Source organism: Xenorhabdus sp. TH1 (assembly GCF_037260955.1).
In the GTDB taxonomy this organism is placed as follows: domain Bacteria; phylum Pseudomonadota; class Gammaproteobacteria; order Enterobacterales; family Enterobacteriaceae; genus Xenorhabdus; species Xenorhabdus griffiniae.
Map to the genome: position 1 here is coordinate 1,815,546 of NZ_CP147734.1, position 16,994 is coordinate 1,832,539.

Sequence of the window (16,994 nt, forward strand, 5' to 3'; positions counted from 1 at the left end):
GATATTACGAATGAAGCCTTCTATTGTCGCTAAATTGGAAGCACTACAAGAACGCCATGAAGAAGTTTTGGCTCACCTCGGTGATGCTGAAGTCATTGCTGATCAAGAGCGTTTTCGCGCATTATCAAAGGAATATGCTCAACTGACGGATGTGACTAACTGTTTTAAAGCCTGGAAAAGCGTTCAGGATGATATTGAAACAGCCGAGATGATGCTTGATGATCCCGAAATGCGGGAAATGGCGCAGGAAGAACTCAAAAGCGCAAAAATTCGTAATGAAGAGTTGGAACAGCAATTGCAATTGTTGTTATTACCGAAAGATCCGGATGATGAGCGCAACTGTTTCCTTGAAGTTCGTGCCGGAACGGGGGGGGATGAAGCTGCGATATTTGCCGGAGATTTATTCCGTATGTATAGCCGTTATGCTGAATCTCGTCGCTGGAAAGTGGAACTCATGAGTGCCAATGAAGGTGAACATGGCGGATATAAGGAAGTGATTGCCAAAATTTCTGGTGAGCAAGTTTATGGACACCTGAAATTTGAGTCTGGTGGTCATCGTGTCCAGCGAGTGCCGGAAACAGAATCCCAGGGGCGCATCCATACTTCTGCGTGTACAGTAGCTATCCTGCCAGAAATCCCGGAAGCGGAATTACCGGACATTAATCCAGGCGATCTGAAAATTGATACTTATCGCTCTTCCGGCGCAGGCGGGCAGCACGTTAACACCACTGACTCGGCAATTCGAATTACCCACTTGCCGACGGGGATTGTCGTGGAATGTCAGGATGAGCGTTCACAGCACAAGAACAAAGCCAAAGCGATGTCTGTGCTTGCTGCGCGTATCCGTGCCGCTGAGATGCAAAAGCGTCAGGAAGCGGAGGCTTCTGAACGCCGTAACTTGCTTGGCTCCGGTGACCGTTCAGATCGCAACCGCACTTATAACTTCCCACAGGGACGCGTTACCGATCACCGCATCAACCTGACGTTATACCGCCTTGAAGAAGTGATGGAAGGCAAACTGGATATGCTTATCCAACCTATCATTACTGAATATCAAGCAGACCAATTATCCGCATTGTCAGAGCAGGATTGATGAATTATCAACATTGGCTCCGACATGCAGCTATGCAGTTGGCTGAAAGTGACAGCCCTAAGCGTGATGCAGAAATTCTGTTGCAACACGTAACAGGGCGTTCCCGCACTTATTTAATTGCATTCCATGAGACACCAATTTCTCCAAAAGAAGTTAGCCAGCTTGATACCTTGCTGGCTCGTCGCATCCAGGGTGAACCGATTGCTTATATTGTGGGAGAGCGTGAATTTTGGTCGCTGCCCCTGACTGTATCACCAGCAACGTTAATCCCTCGTCCTGATACGGAATGCCTGGTGGAAAAAGCCTTGGAACTATTGCCTGCATCATCGGCTCGAATCCTGGATCTTGGCACGGGAACAGGGGCAATTGCATTGGCGCTGGCAAGTGAGCGACATGATTGCTATGTCACCGGGGTGGATATCAACCCTGATGCCGTTGCATTGGCAAGACATAATGCGGCAAAAAACGCGGAGAAATTGTCTGTTCACAATGTGAATTTTCTGCAAAGTGAGTGGTTTTCTGCGGTTGGGGAAAGACAATTTGATATGATTGTCAGTAATCCTCCCTATATTGATGAGCTTGACCCTCATCTGCGCGAAGGAGATGTCAGGTTTGAACCAGCCACTGCATTGATCGCTGCACAAAATGGCATAGCAGATTTGCAGACAATTATAGAGCAGGCTCGCCACTTCCTGTTACCAAACGGATGGCTATTATTGGAACATGGCTGGAAACAGGGAATCGTTGTCAGAAACCTATTTTTGGAAAAAGGTTATCAACAGATAGCAACTTTTCAGGATTATGGTGGTAACGAACGTATCACGGTAGGTCAATGGAATAAAAATGAAAACCATAGTTAATTATGAATTCAATAATGCTTCCCTGATAGATGGTATTATTCTGGTAACACGGGCCATTCGTCCTGATTTCCCCCACACAATGGTGACTGAGCAATTAACGGTATTGGTTGAAGAAGCGCGCCAAAAACTTACCTCTATTACTGACACCAAAGCAAAATTACACGCATTATTGATGCTGTTTTATCGAGAATGGAAATTTGGTGGCGCGAATGGGGTGTATTGTTTATCTGATACCTTGTGGTTGGATAATGTATTGCGTTCACGCCAAGGCGCTCCCGTCACATTGGGAACGATATTTACCCATATAGCTCAGGCGCTGGCATTGCCCGTACAGCCTGTTATATTCCCGACACAGTTAATCTTACGGATTGATTTGGCTGATGAGCCGACATGGTTTATTAACCCGATGAATGGCGATACGCTCAACGAACATATCCTTGATGTCTGGCTGAAATGTAATATTGGCCTGATGGTTCGTTTAGAAAATAAGGACTTACAGGAAGCCGATAATAACAGCATTGTGCGAAAAGTGACTGATATTATCAAAATTTCCTTAATGGAAGAGAAAAAAATGGAATTGGCGTTAAAAGCCAGCGAAGTCGTGCTGATGTTCGATCCCGAAGACCCATATGAAATTCGCGACCGAGGGCTAATTTATGCGCAACTCGATTGTAATCACATTGCTGTTTCAGATTTGAGTTATTTTGTCGAACATTGCCCTGAGGATCCGATCTCAGAAATGATAAAAATGCAGATTAACACCATTGATCAGAGAGCGATCATTCTCCATTAAAGGTGTTATATCAATCCAACGTCAAGTTGCAGCTTGCAAATCAATGTGATTGTTTATATCTCCCCGCTACGTGGAGAGATATAAGACGCATCTTGAAAGACGATTGGTATATAAGGCAGCATTTCCTTGCTCCTTATTTATTTTTATGGATACAGCAAATTATTTGTCCTTAACAAGAGAAGGTATAAACATGCAACAGAAAGTGGTTAATATTGGTGACATCAAGGTCGCAAATGATCTGCCTTTTGTACTGTTTGGTGGAATGAATGTCCTTGAGTCACGGGATTTGGCCATGCGTATTTGTGAACACTATGTGACCGTAACGCAAAAACTGGGCATTCCTTATGTTTTTAAGGCGTCTTTTGATAAGGCTAACCGTTCTTCGATCCACTCCTATCGCGGGCCTGGTCTGGAAGAGGGGATGAGGATCTTTCAGGAGCTGAAACAGACTTTTGGCGTGAAAATCATCACGGATGTACATGAACCCGCCCAAGCCCAAGTTGTTGCAGAGGTGGTTGATGTTATCCAGCTTCCTGCTTTCCTTGCCCGCCAGACTGATTTGGTTGAGGCGATGGCAAAAACGGGCGCAGTTATCAATGTCAAAAAACCGCAGTTCGTTAGCCCAGGGCAGATGGGAAATATTGTTGAAAAATTTAAAGAGGGTGGTAACGATCAGGTAATACTGTGTGATCGCGGCAGTAATTTTGGTTACGACAACCTGGTCGTCGATATGTTGGGCTTCGGTGTCATGAAACAGGCAACCCAGGGTTCGCCAGTGATTTTTGATGTTACTCACTCATTACAGTGCCGTGATCCATTGGGTGCGGCTTCCGGCGGTCGTCGTGCGCAAGTGTCAGAACTGGCTCGTGCTGGTATGGCGGTAGGAATTGCCGGTTTGTTCCTTGAAGCTCATCCTGATCCAGAAAATGCAAAATGTGATGGCCCATCAGCATTACCATTGGCAAAACTGGAGCCATTCCTGATGCAGATGAAAGCCATTGACGATGTAGTGAAAAGTTTCCCAGAGCTGGATACCAGCAAATAATCACGGGATCTGTTTGGTTTTTTGATAATGCGGTTGCAGAAATATTGCCCTGTGACCGCTTATTTTTTACGCATTATCTTTAATAAATAATCTCTTGCCGGGAAAATCAATTAATACTGCATATTGATTGAAGAAGTTATTTCCAATGAGTCCATCCGCATTGAACTGATTAAAATCCCCATCAACCAGCATTGAATTCAGTTTTATGTCTTTAGTGCCTGCCTCATCAAGTTGAAATGCCGATACAGTACATTTTTCATTGGCCAGCTCTTTTATTAATGCCCCGCAGGGAAGAATAACGGGAGGTGATTGCAGCCTTTTTTGCCAAAAAACGGAAGCTGTTGCACCAGTATCCAGGATCATGTTGTAACTCTTGGTGTTTTGTGAAACTTTGACAACAATACCTTCATGCGTGAGCCTCAGCGGTAATTCGCGCCAACCATCAACCACATTGACGCCCAATGCTTGCAAATGGTCAGAAACTGACAATCGTTGTTTTTTGTAATCAATAATAATAACTTTATCTTTGAATAAACCAAGGCCCATTACCATCGAAGTGGGAAGTTTCTTTTCTTTACCTAACAAGGTCACTCCCCATGGTTTTAGCGAAACGCCGGTAATATCCTTAAATACCATTCCGTTTATCGAAAGTTTGGGAATGTTAAATTGGTCATTAAAATAAACTTTGCCAGTAATGTCAGTAGAGCGTGCTTTTTCCGGCGTTATCACTAAGCCTGAGATTTTCGACATAACCTCTTTCGTTAAATGGAATCCTCGAGATGATCCCGTGTCGAACATTAAGTTTTGCTTTTTTCCATCAATTTCGAGATTTGCTATTGGCATAGAAAATTCATCAAACTGAAAATCTATATACATGACTTCTTCAGCAGCCATGGAGTTTGTGACAAACAATGGCGTAATGGAAGAAAAAATGGTAAGTGCAATTATCGTGAGACGTTTATTGAATGAAAAAAGCATGAAAATTCTCCCTATCTGCGTTTAGATTTAAGTCAAACTTTGGGGTGAAAAATGGGCTTCTCTTGAGATTTGCAATAAGAATATTAGACCAAAAAAAGCATCCAATATTCTTATCTGGGGATTTAGATTAATCTATTTCTTTCAGTGCTTTGGATAAAGTGGCATAAAAACTCAATTGTCCTTTAATTGGCTCGACTTTGGCTCGTGCCAGCGTTTTCAAAGGCTGGAAGGAGATATCGCACACAACGAGATGTTTCTCTTTTCCCATTTCCCGAACGAATGCTTGAAAAGCATGTAGCCCACCTGCATCCAGAACCGGAACAGCGTCCCACTGCATAATAATGGTGTGATAATCGGTGCCTTGTTCTTTCAGTTCAGTAAAAATACGCTCTGCGGCTGCGAAAAACAGGGGGCCATTAATTCGCACAACCAATAAACCGGCATCATGATTCGTTGCGGGAGAAATGCTGATTCGTGTCATATTGGCAATTTTGCGCATAAACAGCAGTGAAGCCAGCACAATGCCTATCGTGATTGCCACTACCATATCAAACAGCACCGTTAATGACATACACAGCAACATCACGATGATATCGTCTTTGGGGGCACGGCGGATGAGATCCACAACCTTATGGGCTTCGCTCATATTCCACGCCACAATCAACAAAATGGCTGACATAGCGGCAAGCGGTAAATAAGAAAGTATTGGGGCAAGAACCAGCAGGACCAACAATACCAGCAGGGAGTGAACGACAGCGGCAATGGGTGAGGTTGCCCCTGCCCGCACATTGGCGGCTGAACGCGCGATAGCCGCAGTTGCGGTGATCCCACCAAAGAAGGGGGCGACAATATTACCCATTCCCTGACCGATCAATTCACTGTTGGAATGATGTTTTTTTCCGGTCATGCCATCAAGAATAACGGCGCACAACAGGGATTCAATTGCGCCTAACATTGCCATAGAAAATGCAGCGGGCAGTAATGCTGATATTGTATTCCAGCTAATATCAAGAGAATGAGTGTCAGGCAATTGCCACGGCAGGACAAATTGGGGAAGAATGGGGGGAATACCTTGGCCTTGTGTACCTTCTTCCAGCGTATAGCTAAATGATGAACCAATTGTTGCCACATCATGACCTAACAGATGCATGATCCCCATGATACCTGTACCTGCTATTAAAGCGGGTAAGTGACCTGGTAACTTTATCCTGAGTTTTGGCCAGAAAATCAAGACCAGCAGGGTTGTTAAACCAATAAGGGTATCGCTCAGTTGTAATGAAGGAAACGCTTGGGAGAGGGCAATCACCTTATTAATATAATTTTCCGGTACATGGTCTAATTTCAGGCCGAAGAAATTTTGCACTTGCATGGTAGCGATGGTAATGGCAATACCAGAAGTGAATCCAAGCGTAACAGAGAGTGGAATATACTCAATCAATCGGCCTAATCGCGCTAATCCCATGATAAGCAAGATAATGCCTGACATGAGCGTGGCAATGAGCAAACCACTGAGGCCAAATTGTTGCGATACAGGATAGAGTATCACCACAAAAGCAGCTGTTGGGCCGGAAACGCTATAGCGTGATCCTCCGGTCACAGCAATAATCATGCCGGCAATAGCCGCAGTATACAGGCCGTATTGTGGTGCAACACCACTGCCGATTGCCAGAGCCATTGCTAGTGGAATAGCAATGATTCCCACGGTGATCCCAGCAATTATATCTTTGATAAAACGGTGAAAAGAGTAAGTTTCTTTCCAACAAGCGTCAATAAGCGCACTAAATGGACGTATTCCCTTAATTTTACGAGTGTTCATTTAATTGAGAACCCAGAAATAAGATAGCAGATGATGAGCTGATAAAAGTGATATTAGCATATCGCTTTTATCAGCTCAGAAAAGTGTTATATGTCAAAAAGTTAACTAACGTGCCTATTTCACCTTGAGTGAATCGTCGTATAAAATTGATATCAGTGACAGATTTACTGCTATTATGCAGTTTAAAAGCCATTATGGAATGATGATTATAAAATATATATAAATCAATTTGTTAAAGCTAAGGATATGATAAATTGTCTAGAGCACAACGTTTGCTAACTCTGATGGAAATATTACGTAGTTATCACTTTCCCATACAGGGCAAAGTATTGGCGCAGAAATTGAAGATTAGTTTAAGGACACTTTATCGGGATATTGCGACCTTGCAGGTTCAAGGGGCAAATATCGAGGGAGAAGCGGGTATTGGTTATGTCTTACGGCCGGGATTTGTCTTACCTCCATTAATGTTAACGCAAAATGAGATAGAAGCCCTGGCATTAGGGGCCAGTTGGGTGACTAGGCGCGCTGATTCACAATTGAAAGCATCTGCCAATAGTGCAATCAATAAAATTGCCGCCGTGATCCCAACAGAACTCAAACAATATCTTGAGGAAAATGCACTATTAATTGGGCCTGCCGCTACGAAAATTACGCCTTCCGTTGATATTTCGCAAATACGGCAAGCGATCAGTCATCGGCATAAAATTACTTTCACTTATTTAGATCTGAAAAACAATCAATCAACCAGAACAATATGGCCATTTGCATTGGGATATTTTGAGAATATCAGTATTGTTATTGGTTGGTGTGAATTAAGAAAAACATTTCGTCATTTCAGATCGGATAGAATGCGTCATTTGAAGATAGAACAACGATGTTATCCCCGTTCAAGACTGTCTTTACTTAAAGAATGGCGGGAAACGGAAAAATATCGTGTTAGCTGCTGACAAAAACTGTCACACGGGTTTGTTACTTTGGGGGTTCTTAATGTACTGAATCCGTTATCTGACTGTTGGAGTTTTTTATGTTAACCTTGACACATTCAAAGCTTAAGTTAAGTCCTAATCTTCAACTGATTTATGTCTCTGATATCAAACGTTCTACAGCTTTTTATTCAACTATTTTTAATGCTGAACCGGTTTTTTCCAGCCCGCGTTATGTCGCATTTACTGCGGGTAAAGAAGCTATTTTTGCTATTTGGAGTGGAGGAACAAAGCCAGACAATACCGTGCCGAGATTTTCAGAAATGGGTATTATGTTGCCCACTTGCGAAGAGGTTGATCAACTTTTTGAGAAATGGCAACAAAATCCCAATATTGATATTCAGCAGGAACCCTACACTGATGTTTTTGGCCGCACTTTTCTCGTGAAAGATCCCGATGGTCATATGATTCGGGTTTGTCCTTTGGATTAAGGGAATGATAAAGGTGGTTGCTAATAACAATAACTATTAGCAGGCCACATATTCTGGTGAGCTGTATCATCGTTTTTGACATAACATTGAGAGAGCAGAAATGTTAAAAGTAATTGCAGAAGATTTCATCCATATTGATGCTATAGATATTGTTCTTCCTCTTTATCGTGAATTAGTTGAAGCAACCAAGCGTGAACCTCTTTGTATTGCTTACGACTTGTATGTTGATCAGAACGATGCGGGACATTTTATCTTTATAGAAGAATGGCCTGACCAGGCTGCTTTGGATGCTCATTGTGCGAGTGAGCATTTTCAGCGTCTTGTCCCCATGATTAATAAATATAAGCGAAAAGAGCCTACCTTCATATTCATGGACAGTGCATTAGCTAAAGCATAAATACCATATTGTTTTACATGTTCAATATAAAACGTTTTAAAATCACGATAATGGCTCATATGGAATAAAATGGGAAATCATCATGACCTCACTGAGAAAGTGGAAGCTTCACGGTGGCGTTTGAGTAATCTGTTTTCAATGAGCTGTTGATGCCAGAGAGTCCAAAATTTTTGGTAACAGTTATCGACGCAGTTCTTCTAAATTATACATGCCTGAGGATCTCTGCGATTTTGTTTTCTTTAGCAAAAATGTTGATCGTGCCTCAGGCATTTTAGTTCTCTTCTTAAGCAAATCTCAGGTTATCTGTCAGGATGCAATTAATCTAAATATCGTAACCGATGCCGAAAAATCCGTATTAATTGCCTGGCGAAAATACCGAGTGCTGCTCAAACGGGGGATTGCCCCACCGCATCCGATATCCCATGATCTGGGCAGCCGGAATAACCATGACCCCTGTTCATTGTCGAGGCGATAATTAATTGGTATCTGTGATATTCAGATATAGTTGGAGAATTTTATTCACTTCGTCAGTACTGACAATCTCACCATTCTCATCTTTTAATTGCAAGCTGGCAACAGCCTTAGCAAAGGGTAAAGTGTCAGTAGAAGAAAGTTGCGCATCCCACGAGATCATATTTGCGGGGCTGTCTTTTTCCTTTAATAAATTATCAATAATGTCACTGATGTTTGACTGATTCTGCATCCACGCTTTGTCCTGAGCAGCCCAAAACCAACGGCTAATGAGAAAAGTGTGCCACAAGTCAGCCCAGTTACGATATGTTTTACGCAAACGTGGTGCAAGCATACGCGTCCACGTTTTGGCTTCGTCCGGTGTTATATATTTTAGGCGGCTACCTTCCAGGCAGAGCATGCTGAATCTAACATAATCCCAGACCCAATAGTCCATATTTTGAATATTCTGAGTATTGTTATACATCATTTTATATTGCCAGATAATTTCTTGTTTTTTAGTCTCATCTTCCTGACTTTGTTCAATATCAGCAAGTAGTTTGTCGAATTCATTTTTAGTCATGCCTGCCAGTTCGTTTTTCATATCATAAAAAACACGAGTAGGGCCACCCATAGAAAGCCAAAATAACTGATGAATTAAATCCTGTCTGTTTTTTATCTTCCATGAAGATGTTAAACCATTATCTTCTGCTGTTTCGGGGGCATAGTCGTTGACTGCATGATCATTTAAATGCGCATAAGGTGCCCCTACAATGATCCCCCAATCGTCGTTCGTCACGGGTGGGAGGGTGTTTTGTGAGAAGGTAACTGCTTCTCCATTCATATTGTTAGCCATACTATTAATATGAGTATAAAGGTTATAACCAATCATCAGCAGAACGAGGAATAATCCAGCTGTACGTAATTTGCTCATAAAATATCCCTTTATTTGTGGTTTGAAGGGGGTTGATAAAAAGATTTTTAATAAGTTATAAAATGGAAAGAGAACGGATTAATTTCAGGTTATCAATGTAATATCTCTGGCGTAAGACGGGGTTTGGGTTGGATAATTCACGTTATTCACTCTGGCCTTAGGTTTCCTGCATCAAACACGACATACAATGGTGACTTAACTAATTTTAATGAATTTATACCAATCTAATTTCAAGATGCGTGTGATGTCTCCCCGCGAAGCGGGGAGACATCAATTTTCATATCGTGTTGTCAATTGCAACTTGAAGTTTAATGCGTATAGTTAATATTCATTGGGCTAAATAACAAAAATTTGCCTGACAAGAAAATTAATTGTGTCTCAGGTATGTTTATTTTTTAACTTGTTAATTATTACAGATAGCGTTCTTTGGCGGATAAATCCACTGGCTGGTCTAATTATAAACCAGTAAAAAGTAAATTTTTTCTTAACACTATCACTAGGGCAAAAAATAAATGTTTCGGTCACTAGTGAGTGATAACCATCAAGATGTTCCTTGACTAAAAAGCGCAGTACCAATTTAGCTGATTTATGATCATCAAAACTGATAAATGATGCTAGGTCAGGTTGGGGTATAATACCTAAATCTGCTTGCCAAAATCTGCCCGTTAATCCCATTGATATTTCATGACTATTTTCATTAAGTGAAGTAAAAGTTTTTAAGCCAAATTCTTGGTCATTGTTTTTTCTTCCTAATTTATTCAGTAAATAAGTTGGCAGATTTCTCATTTTGGACAAAGTTTTAATAAATAAATCATCGGTCATTTCAAAGTCTTTTACAGCCTGGATTATTTCTTGCGCTGGTATCTTTATCGATTCTGATTCATGGATTTCATGAAAATGAAAGCAAGGGAGAAAAGGTGTTGGGTGTTTCCATGTCTTATATTCTTTACTATTGACTATTCCTAAAAATGTCACTGCTTATCTCCTGTATTGTAGTAAAGATATGAAATTTTAATTTTTCATAGAGTTACTGGTAATGTCAATCAAAGTGTAATTGGTTTATCTTTGATATTGTTTCTATCTGTTACTTTTACCCTTGCCTGTTATCAGTAACTGATGCTGACATAATGATTCTGTCCATATCATATTAAGAATTGACCGCTTAATGATGAATAAATATGGAGGATGGACTATTTTATTTAAAATGTAAAGGGCTTAATGCTCAATGTAATAAGGATGAGTAATATGTCAATTTTAGCCATTATTAAAGGTACTCCTATTTGGGTTTGGATTTTATTTGTTTTTCTGATTAAACGGGGTATCAATGCGTTATATGACAGGGAAATGCGTATTGATCGGCTGTTTTTTATGCCGGTTTTGTTTTTAATATGGGCAGTTTACAGTGTATTAAATGAAACGACATTTCCAAATTCGGCATTCCTGGCGCTTATTGTCGGTATTGTTGTGGGAGGGGGTATCGGATGGGGCTTATGGCGTAGTCAACCAAGATTAAGAAAAGGTAATGAAGATGGCTCAATCATTCGTTCAGGAACGCCTTTGAATTTGAGTCTGATCCTTACTGTTTTTATAGTGAAGTTTATTATTTCTGCCATGATGAGTATTAACTCTAATTTGTTATATTCTTTCAATTTTAATTTAATGTTTGGTTTTATTTGTGGGTTATCGGATGGTGTTTTTTGGGGAGGAACGCTTAATTTATTTATTCACTATGTAAAAAATAATAAAAAGGAATAAGGTGAAACTATTTTATATTTTATTTTAATAAAAATGGCTGTCTGATAGTCATACCCATATGATCGAATAAGGAGAAATAAATGTCAGTATATTCGTTTGATAAGGAAATGGTTGCGGTTGAGATTAGCCAGCCAGGAGAGCCTAATGTTTTAACACTGATAAAAATGCCTATTCCTGAACTTATCGAAGGGGAAATATTGGTTAAAGTGGCAGCCGCAGGTGTCAATCGCCCCGATGTGGCACAGCGACGTGGATATTATCCCCCACCAGCGGGGGCTTCTGAAATTCCAGGTTTGGAAGTTTCAGGGACAGTTGTTGCTGTTGATCCAGCTGTAACGCGCTATGCTGTTGGTGATCAGGTATGTGCATTAATTGCAGGGGGAGGGTACGCTGAATATTGCAAAGTACATGAGAGTAACGCATTACCAATCCCTAAAGGTTATAGTTTGTTGGAAGCTGCGGCATTACCGGAAACATTTTTTACGGTATGGGTGAATCTATTTCAACGTGGCAAGTTGAAAGCAGGTGAAACGGTTTTAGTCCACGGCGGCACTTCGGGTATTGGCACTGTTGCTACTTTACTGGCAAAAACATTTGGTGCTTATGTGATTACCACTGTAGGTTCTGAAGAGAAACGTCAAGCCAGTTTGGCGTTAGGGGCTGATGTCTCTATCAACTATAAAACGGAGGACTTTGTCGAACTCACTTCACAAGCGACTAATGGACACGGTGCAGATGTGATTGTTGATCTTATCGCTGGTGATTATGTGGCAAAAAATTTTCAGGCGGCAGCTACAGAGGGCAGAATTATTCAAATAGGTGTGCAGCATGGAAAGGCGAACGCACTTAATTTGATGCCATTACTGCAAAAACGTCTCACAATCACAGGTTCTACACTGCGTTCTCGTAGTGTTGAAGATAAAGCCAATATTGCTCGTGATCTACGTGAAAAAGTTTGGCCTTTATTAGAGCAAGGGAAAATTAAGCCACAGATATTTAAAACGTTCCCACTCAGCCAGGCATCAAAGGCGCACGCACTGATGGAAAGCAGTGAACATATTGGGAAAATTATGCTGGTGGTATAGGCGATTTTATTGGGTGTTTGGGATGGAAAAACAGCCTGAATATCAATTCAGGCTGTTTCGTAGAAAATGGCGGTGAGGGAGGGATTCGAACCCTCGATACGTTTTCACGTATACACACTTTCCAGGCGTGCTCCTTCAGCCTCTCGGACACCTCACCGAATTTTGTTTTTTTGCATTCAATAAGAATGCACTATTGTAATCGCTTACTAATAAGACTAACTATTTATTATTAAATGTTAGGCATTAAAAAAGCCTGCGCATTTTGTTCAGGCTCTTTCATAGAAAATGGCGGTGAGGGAGGGATTCGAACCCTCGATACGTTTTCACGTATACACACTTTCCAGGCGTGCTCCTTCAGCCTCTCGGACACCTCACCGTATTTCATATTGCAGTGATTTCTCTTGAGTTCGTCGCTGCAACGGGGCGCTACTATAGGGAAAAGCAGGGCAGGCGTCAACAGGCTTATGACGATTTTTTCAGGCTTTTTGACCAATTAGACAAATAAAAAACAATTTGTGTGGTGGATAGCCAATTACGGGGAGTAAAGATGCTTTTTTTGTTGCAACAGATTATGGCAAATTTGTTAACCAGATAACATTATCATTATTTTTATTCCTGTCTTCCTTATAGGAGGCTTGCAACCTTTCAGCAATAAGTTAACCCTATTAGAAAAACAAAAAGGAATGAGATTTTATGAACATCATCTTCTTTCACTCTTCCCCTAATTTTAATGGTGATGAATGGATCCAGGGAATACAAGCTCGATTACCTGAAGCTAACATCCGGCAATGGATTAGTGGTGATAATGCCCCGGCTGATTATGCATTAGTTTGGTTACCTCCCTATGAAATGTTAGCTAACCGTCAGGATATCAAAGGCATATTTTCACTTGGGGCTGGAGTGGATGCCATCCTTCAGCAAGAATTAGCCAATCCAGGGACATTGCCTAAAGGGATCCCGCTAATACGTCTTGAAGATACGGGCATGGCACAGCAAATGCAGGAATATGCGGTTTCCTCAGTTTTATACTATTTTCGCCGCATGGATGAATATAAACAATATCAAGAACAGCGTCTTTGGAACCCCATTCCTGCCCATAATCGAGAAGAGTTTGTTATTGGTGTCCTGGGGGCAGGCATTTTGGGGCGTAGCGTTATTGAAAAATTGAAAGAATTTGATTTCAATGTTCGCTGCTGGAGCCGAACACCAAAACAAATTGATCATGTCGAGAGTTTTTATGGGAAAACGCAACTGAATGATTTCCTTTCTGAATGTAAGGTATTGATTAATATTCTGCCGGATACGCCAGAAACGCGTGGTCTCTTAAATCTTGCACTATTCAGGCAGTTAAAATCTGGCTCATATGTGATTAATATTGCACGAGGTGCCCAATTGGTAGAGCAAGATTTGCTGACAGCCATTGATAAAGGATATGTGGCTGGCGCAACCCTGGATGTATTTGTTGAAGAACCGCTATCAAATTTGCACCCTTTCTGGACTCACCCACGCATTAATATCACGCCACATATCGCGGCCAAGACTATTCTTGATGAAGCTATGGATATGATTTGTGACAATATTCGACGAATGGAAAAAGGTGAATCACCCATTGGCCTCGTGGATATGACCCTTGGTTATTAACAACTCGCTTTACAGCAAGGCAGACGATTAGGGACAATAACAGATATTTATTATTTAGATAAGTTATTGGAGGTGAATTAAACCATGAACGAATTTTCTATTGTCTGCCGCATCTTGGGAACATTGTTTAACCGAGCACCACAAGATCCTGTTTTGCAACCGGTAATCACCCTGATTGCTGAGGGAAAATTGAAACCATTGTGGCCTTTGGAGCAAGATGAGTTATTGGATAGGTTGCAGAAAAGCAGTGAATTATCGGTAATTGAAGCCGATTATCATGCCTTATTTACTGGAGAATCTGCGGGCGTTGCAGTCTGCCGCTCTGATTATACTGATAAGGATGAAAGTGAAGTACGCCAGTTTTTGGTGGAGCGAGGTATGCCTTTGACTGATATCCCTGCTGATCAATTTGGTTCCTTATTGTTAGCTGCATCATGGTTGGAAGATCAGGCCGCAGAGGATGAGATCCAGGCTCAGATTAAGTTATTTGATGAATATTTGTTGCCTTGGTGTGGACAATTTCTTGGTAAAGTTGAAGCCCATGCGACCAGTGGCTTTTATCGGACGTTGGCGATGATGACTCGAGAGGCATTGCAAGCGTTACGTGAAGAGCTGGAAGTAGAGTGACAACACTATAGATAAGCCAATCGGTAACTAGCGACAATAAGTAAGAGCGGCTTATTTAATAACCCGCTCTTACTATTTCATCGACAATGGAAATTACTTATCAACCAAATCAATGACCAATTTACCGGGTTGAATTTTTAATCTTTTAGCTAATTTTAAAGCAGCGGCTTCAGATTTACTTTTTTCCGGATTTAAGACATATACCGGATGGTCATCAAAAAACTCACTTAAAGACACATTTAAATAAGGGAGCAACGTTTTAATTGGCGTGGCGACTTTTTCTGGTGTGGTTTGGTAGTCTACGATTTCCAACCCGTTAATGAAAATAGCCCCTTTTTCCGCATCAAATATCGGTTTAGCCCTAATAGTCAGTTTCATATCAGCATGAACCGTCCCCAGCAAGGTCACTAATTGAACTTTTGCCAGAGTTGATAATTCAATTTTTTCTGGATCTTGGCGGCCAATTTGGCTGGTCAAATTTCCCAGTGTGATATTAGCTTCGGTAGCCACGGGCAGGTTAATTTGCTTTTGATAATGAACTCTTTTTAGTAAATAATCATTCAGCAAACCTTCATTGATACTGACTTCCTTAAATTGATCACAGCCGCTGACTAATCCTACCAGTAGCAAGATAGTCCCTAAGAAAAATCTTCTCATTGTTGTCTCCTTTTGTTTTCAATGAGCAGATCTTACACTAATTAATACTTAATTAGCTCATTATATGATTAATGCTTGTTAATAATGATAGGTTCAATTTTCTTCTGGTTGAATTGGTGATGCAGGGCATAAATGGTCACTAAGCCCACCAATCCTAGCAGGAGCCACGGTAATTGCGGTATATTTAAGGCATGGCCTGTATCATAAAGCCACCCACCGCCGGTATAGCCCAACATGCCTCCTAATGCCAGCCCCAGTCGGCTGAATCCCATGTAACTGCCGCGCGCCCGTGGATCAGCCAGTGAAGCACTCAGGGTTTCACGTGCTGGCTCTGCTATTACCAGGCCGAGATAGAACAGACAAATCAGGCCAAAGATAAGATGCAATTGATTGACCCAACCGATTGGAAACATGCAAAGACTCATTAAAAACAGGCCTGCTATTAGGCGTTGTTCCAGCCGAAAATATTTCTCACTCCAGCGGGCGATGGGGTAGAGCAGTGTCAGGGAGATGACAGCCTCAATGGCATACATCCACTTAACGGCGGTAGCTGTACCGGAAATTTCATGGATTATAATAGGAAACATTAACATAACTTGAACTGACAAGATAAAATAACCCGCTAATGTCAGTACATAGTAAAAGAATCGACGATCTTTGATTACACGTCCCAGACCTTCCTTGATGGGGGTGCGAATTGTTGAGATACGGTATGCCGGCAGAAACAAAGCGTTAAATAGAGCGGCTAAGACAAAGATTGTTGCGCCAATCCAGCAGACAATATTGAAATTATATTGCAGCAACCAGCTTCCTATCAGTGCGCCAATGACGGCACCAGCACTATCTTGCATTAATAAAAGCGAATAGAAACGGTTACGTTCATGAGGGCGAGTTAATTTTATGACTAATGCAGCCCTTGGCGGATCGAACAATGTCCCCCCCAAGCCAGATAAAATGCAGGAAAGGAGTAATATCCAGGGTTCAACTGCCACAGCCATCAAGGCAAATCCTACAGCCCGTAGTAACATACCTGTGACAATCATGGGCTTAGCACCGAACTTATCGGCTATAGCACCACCAAAGATACCTAACCCTTGTTGTACCAGTTGGCGCAAACCAAGTGCCAAACCGACAATAACGGCAGCCCAGCCAAGTTGTTCGACGAAACGAATAGAAATTAGGGGAAAAACAACAAAAAACCCTAAAATAACGAGCAGATTATCAAATAAAAGAAAATATTTACCCAAGCTACGCGCTTGTGAAACTAATGACATTTTGCACCATTGGAGTACGAAAAGATAAATGTGAATACTTTGTTATTTTGGACTTAATTTGAGTATTAAGATAGAGAAATATAGATGATATTTTTTTATCGTCAGAGGGTGATTAAAAATGCCGTAAGCGCTAAATTACTTAATAAATTTCCCAGGGTAAATATCAGGAGAAAAT

Annotated in this window: 18 protein-coding genes and 2 tRNA genes; 12 read left to right on the forward strand and 8 right to left on the reverse strand. The window is 41.3% G+C overall.

Annotated features, from left to right (window positions below; all coding sequences use genetic code 11):
* Window positions 1–10: 10 nt before the first annotated feature.
* The 4 genes from prfA (at window position 11) to kdsA (ending at window position 3,791) form a co-directional block, all read left to right on the forward strand.
* Window positions 11–1,093: a peptide chain release factor 1 gene (prfA, locus tag WDV74_RS08105; RefSeq protein ID WP_189759986.1), complete on the forward strand. Its 1,083-nt coding sequence runs from the start codon at window positions 11–13 to the stop codon at window positions 1,091–1,093.
* Window positions 1,093–1,953, forward strand: a complete 861-nt coding sequence (gene prmC, locus WDV74_RS08110) for a peptide chain release factor N(5)-glutamine methyltransferase (protein WP_338885454.1) — start codon at window positions 1,093–1,095, stop codon at window positions 1,951–1,953. The genes prfA and prmC overlap by 1 nt, the downstream gene beginning before the upstream one ends.
* Window positions 1,937–2,746, forward strand: a complete 810-nt coding sequence (gene sirB1 / locus WDV74_RS08115; RefSeq protein ID WP_338885455.1) for an invasion regulator SirB1 — start codon at window positions 1,937–1,939, stop codon at window positions 2,744–2,746. The genes prmC and sirB1 overlap by 17 nt, the downstream gene beginning before the upstream one ends.
* A 190-nt stretch (window positions 2,747–2,936) precedes the next feature.
* Window positions 2,937–3,791 (forward strand): 3-deoxy-8-phosphooctulonate synthase, encoded by an 855-nt coding sequence (gene kdsA / locus WDV74_RS08120; RefSeq protein ID WP_273570881.1) that lies wholly within the window; start codon window positions 2,937–2,939, stop codon window positions 3,789–3,791.
* A gap of 66 nt (window positions 3,792–3,857) precedes the next feature.
* Here the strand turns inward: kdsA and WDV74_RS08125 are convergent, their stop codons facing one another.
* Complete coding sequence (locus WDV74_RS08125; protein ID WP_338885456.1) at window positions 3,858–4,685, reverse strand: hypothetical protein; 828 nt, start codon at window positions 4,683–4,685, stop codon at window positions 3,858–3,860.
* Window positions 4,686–4,896: 211 nt separating this feature from the next.
* Window positions 4,897–6,585: a C4-dicarboxylic acid transporter DauA gene (gene dauA, locus WDV74_RS08130; RefSeq protein ID WP_338885457.1), complete on the reverse strand. Its 1,689-nt coding sequence runs from the start codon at window positions 6,583–6,585 to the stop codon at window positions 4,897–4,899.
* 254 nt (window positions 6,586–6,839) lie between these two features.
* Between dauA and WDV74_RS08135 the strand changes: the two genes are divergently transcribed.
* From WDV74_RS08135 to WDV74_RS08150, 4 genes are all read left to right on the forward strand, one after another.
* Complete coding sequence (locus WDV74_RS08135; protein ID WP_338885458.1) at window positions 6,840–7,532, forward strand: YafY family protein; 693 nt, start codon at window positions 6,840–6,842, stop codon at window positions 7,530–7,532.
* A gap of 77 nt (window positions 7,533–7,609) precedes the next feature.
* Complete coding sequence (locus tag WDV74_RS08140) at window positions 7,610–7,999, forward strand: VOC family protein (RefSeq protein WP_338885459.1); 390 nt, start codon at window positions 7,610–7,612, stop codon at window positions 7,997–7,999.
* A 100-nt stretch (window positions 8,000–8,099) separates the two neighbouring features.
* Entirely contained in the window at window positions 8,100–8,396 is a 297-nt protein-coding gene (locus WDV74_RS08145; RefSeq protein WP_338885460.1) for a putative quinol monooxygenase, read from the forward strand.
* Window positions 8,397–8,604: 208 nt separating this feature from the next.
* Window positions 8,605–8,871: a tail fiber assembly protein gene (locus WDV74_RS08150; protein WP_338885461.1), complete on the forward strand. Its 267-nt coding sequence runs from the start codon at window positions 8,605–8,607 to the stop codon at window positions 8,869–8,871.
* Here the strand turns inward: WDV74_RS08150 and WDV74_RS08155 are convergent, their stop codons facing one another.
* On the reverse strand, window positions 8,872–9,780 hold the full coding sequence (locus WDV74_RS08155; protein ID WP_338885462.1) for a DUF1266 domain-containing protein: 909 nt from the start codon (window positions 9,778–9,780) through the stop codon (window positions 8,872–8,874). It lies immediately after the preceding gene.
* Window positions 9,781–10,158: 378 nt separating this feature from the next.
* Window positions 10,159–10,755, reverse strand: a complete 597-nt coding sequence (locus WDV74_RS08160; protein ID WP_338885463.1) for a hypothetical protein — start codon at window positions 10,753–10,755, stop codon at window positions 10,159–10,161.
* 270 nt (window positions 10,756–11,025) lie between these two features.
* On the opposite strand from WDV74_RS08160, the gene WDV74_RS08165 reads away from it, so the two are divergent.
* Both WDV74_RS08165 and WDV74_RS08170 read left to right on the forward strand, forming a co-directional pair.
* Complete coding sequence (locus WDV74_RS08165; protein WP_338885464.1) at window positions 11,026–11,535, forward strand: DUF6622 family protein; 510 nt, start codon at window positions 11,026–11,028, stop codon at window positions 11,533–11,535.
* A gap of 80 nt (window positions 11,536–11,615) precedes the next feature.
* Entirely contained in the window at window positions 11,616–12,620 is a 1,005-nt protein-coding gene (locus WDV74_RS08170; RefSeq protein WP_338885465.1) for an NAD(P)H-quinone oxidoreductase, read from the forward strand.
* A gap of 67 nt (window positions 12,621–12,687) precedes the next feature.
* Here WDV74_RS08170 and WDV74_RS08175 read toward each other — a convergent pair.
* Both WDV74_RS08175 and WDV74_RS08180 read right to left on the reverse strand, forming a co-directional pair.
* A tRNA-Ser gene (locus WDV74_RS08175) sits at window positions 12,688–12,777 on the reverse strand.
* A gap of 129 nt (window positions 12,778–12,906) precedes the next feature.
* A tRNA-Ser gene (locus tag WDV74_RS08180) sits at window positions 12,907–12,996 on the reverse strand.
* Between the two features lie 317 nt (window positions 12,997–13,313).
* Here WDV74_RS08180 and ghrA point away from each other — a divergent pair.
* The gene (ghrA, locus tag WDV74_RS08185; protein ID WP_338885466.1) at window positions 13,314–14,261 is read left to right on the forward strand and encodes a glyoxylate/hydroxypyruvate reductase GhrA; all 948 of its coding nucleotides are present in this window, start codon (window positions 13,314–13,316) and stop codon (window positions 14,259–14,261) included.
* An 84-nt stretch (window positions 14,262–14,345) separates the two neighbouring features.
* Window positions 14,346–14,888 (forward strand): molecular chaperone, encoded by a 543-nt coding sequence (locus tag WDV74_RS08190; RefSeq protein ID WP_338885467.1) that lies wholly within the window; start codon window positions 14,346–14,348, stop codon window positions 14,886–14,888.
* A 93-nt stretch (window positions 14,889–14,981) separates the two neighbouring features.
* Here WDV74_RS08190 and WDV74_RS08195 read toward each other — a convergent pair whose 3' ends face one another.
* Complete coding sequence (locus WDV74_RS08195; RefSeq protein ID WP_338885468.1) at window positions 14,982–15,545, reverse strand: lipoprotein; 564 nt, start codon at window positions 15,543–15,545, stop codon at window positions 14,982–14,984.
* A 68-nt stretch (window positions 15,546–15,613) separates the two neighbouring features.
* Window positions 15,614–16,819 carry a multidrug efflux MFS transporter MdtH gene (gene mdtH, locus WDV74_RS08200; RefSeq protein WP_338885469.1) on the reverse strand — a complete coding sequence of 402 codons (1,206 nt, stop codon included), beginning with the start codon at window positions 16,817–16,819 and terminating at the stop codon, window positions 15,614–15,616.
* Between the last annotated feature and the right edge of the window lie 175 nt (window positions 16,820–16,994).

Coding starts and splice junctions, on each gene's coding strand:
- WDV74_RS08145 (WP_338885460.1), top strand. CDS start 8,100: ATGTTAAAAGTAATTGCAGAAGATTTCATCCATATTGATGCTATAGAT.
- prmC (WP_338885454.1), top strand. CDS start 1,093: ATGAATTATCAACATTGGCTCCGACATGCAGCTATGCAGTTGGCTGAA.
- WDV74_RS08195 (WP_338885468.1), bottom strand. CDS start 15,545: ATGAGAAGATTTTTCTTAGGGACTATCTTGCTACTGGTAGGATTAGTC.
- kdsA (WP_273570881.1), top strand. CDS start 2,937: ATGCAACAGAAAGTGGTTAATATTGGTGACATCAAGGTCGCAAATGAT.
- sirB1 (WP_338885455.1), top strand. CDS start 1,937: ATGAAAACCATAGTTAATTATGAATTCAATAATGCTTCCCTGATAGAT.
- WDV74_RS08190 (WP_338885467.1), top strand. CDS start 14,346: ATGAACGAATTTTCTATTGTCTGCCGCATCTTGGGAACATTGTTTAAC.
- prfA (WP_189759986.1), top strand. CDS start 11: ATGAAGCCTTCTATTGTCGCTAAATTGGAAGCACTACAAGAACGCCAT.
- ghrA (WP_338885466.1), top strand. CDS start 13,314: ATGAACATCATCTTCTTTCACTCTTCCCCTAATTTTAATGGTGATGAA.
- WDV74_RS08170 (WP_338885465.1), top strand. CDS start 11,616: ATGTCAGTATATTCGTTTGATAAGGAAATGGTTGCGGTTGAGATTAGC.
- mdtH (WP_338885469.1), bottom strand. CDS start 16,819: ATGTCATTAGTTTCACAAGCGCGTAGCTTGGGTAAATATTTTCTTTTA.
- WDV74_RS08140 (WP_338885459.1), top strand. CDS start 7,610: ATGTTAACCTTGACACATTCAAAGCTTAAGTTAAGTCCTAATCTTCAA.
- WDV74_RS08150 (WP_338885461.1), top strand. CDS start 8,605: ATGCCTGAGGATCTCTGCGATTTTGTTTTCTTTAGCAAAAATGTTGAT.
- dauA (WP_338885457.1), bottom strand. CDS start 6,585: ATGAACACTCGTAAAATTAAGGGAATACGTCCATTTAGTGCGCTTATT.
- WDV74_RS08165 (WP_338885464.1), top strand. CDS start 11,026: ATGTCAATTTTAGCCATTATTAAAGGTACTCCTATTTGGGTTTGGATT.
- WDV74_RS08155 (WP_338885462.1), bottom strand. CDS start 9,780: ATGAGCAAATTACGTACAGCTGGATTATTCCTCGTTCTGCTGATGATT.
- WDV74_RS08125 (WP_338885456.1), bottom strand. CDS start 4,685: ATGGCTGCTGAAGAAGTCATGTATATAGATTTTCAGTTTGATGAATTT.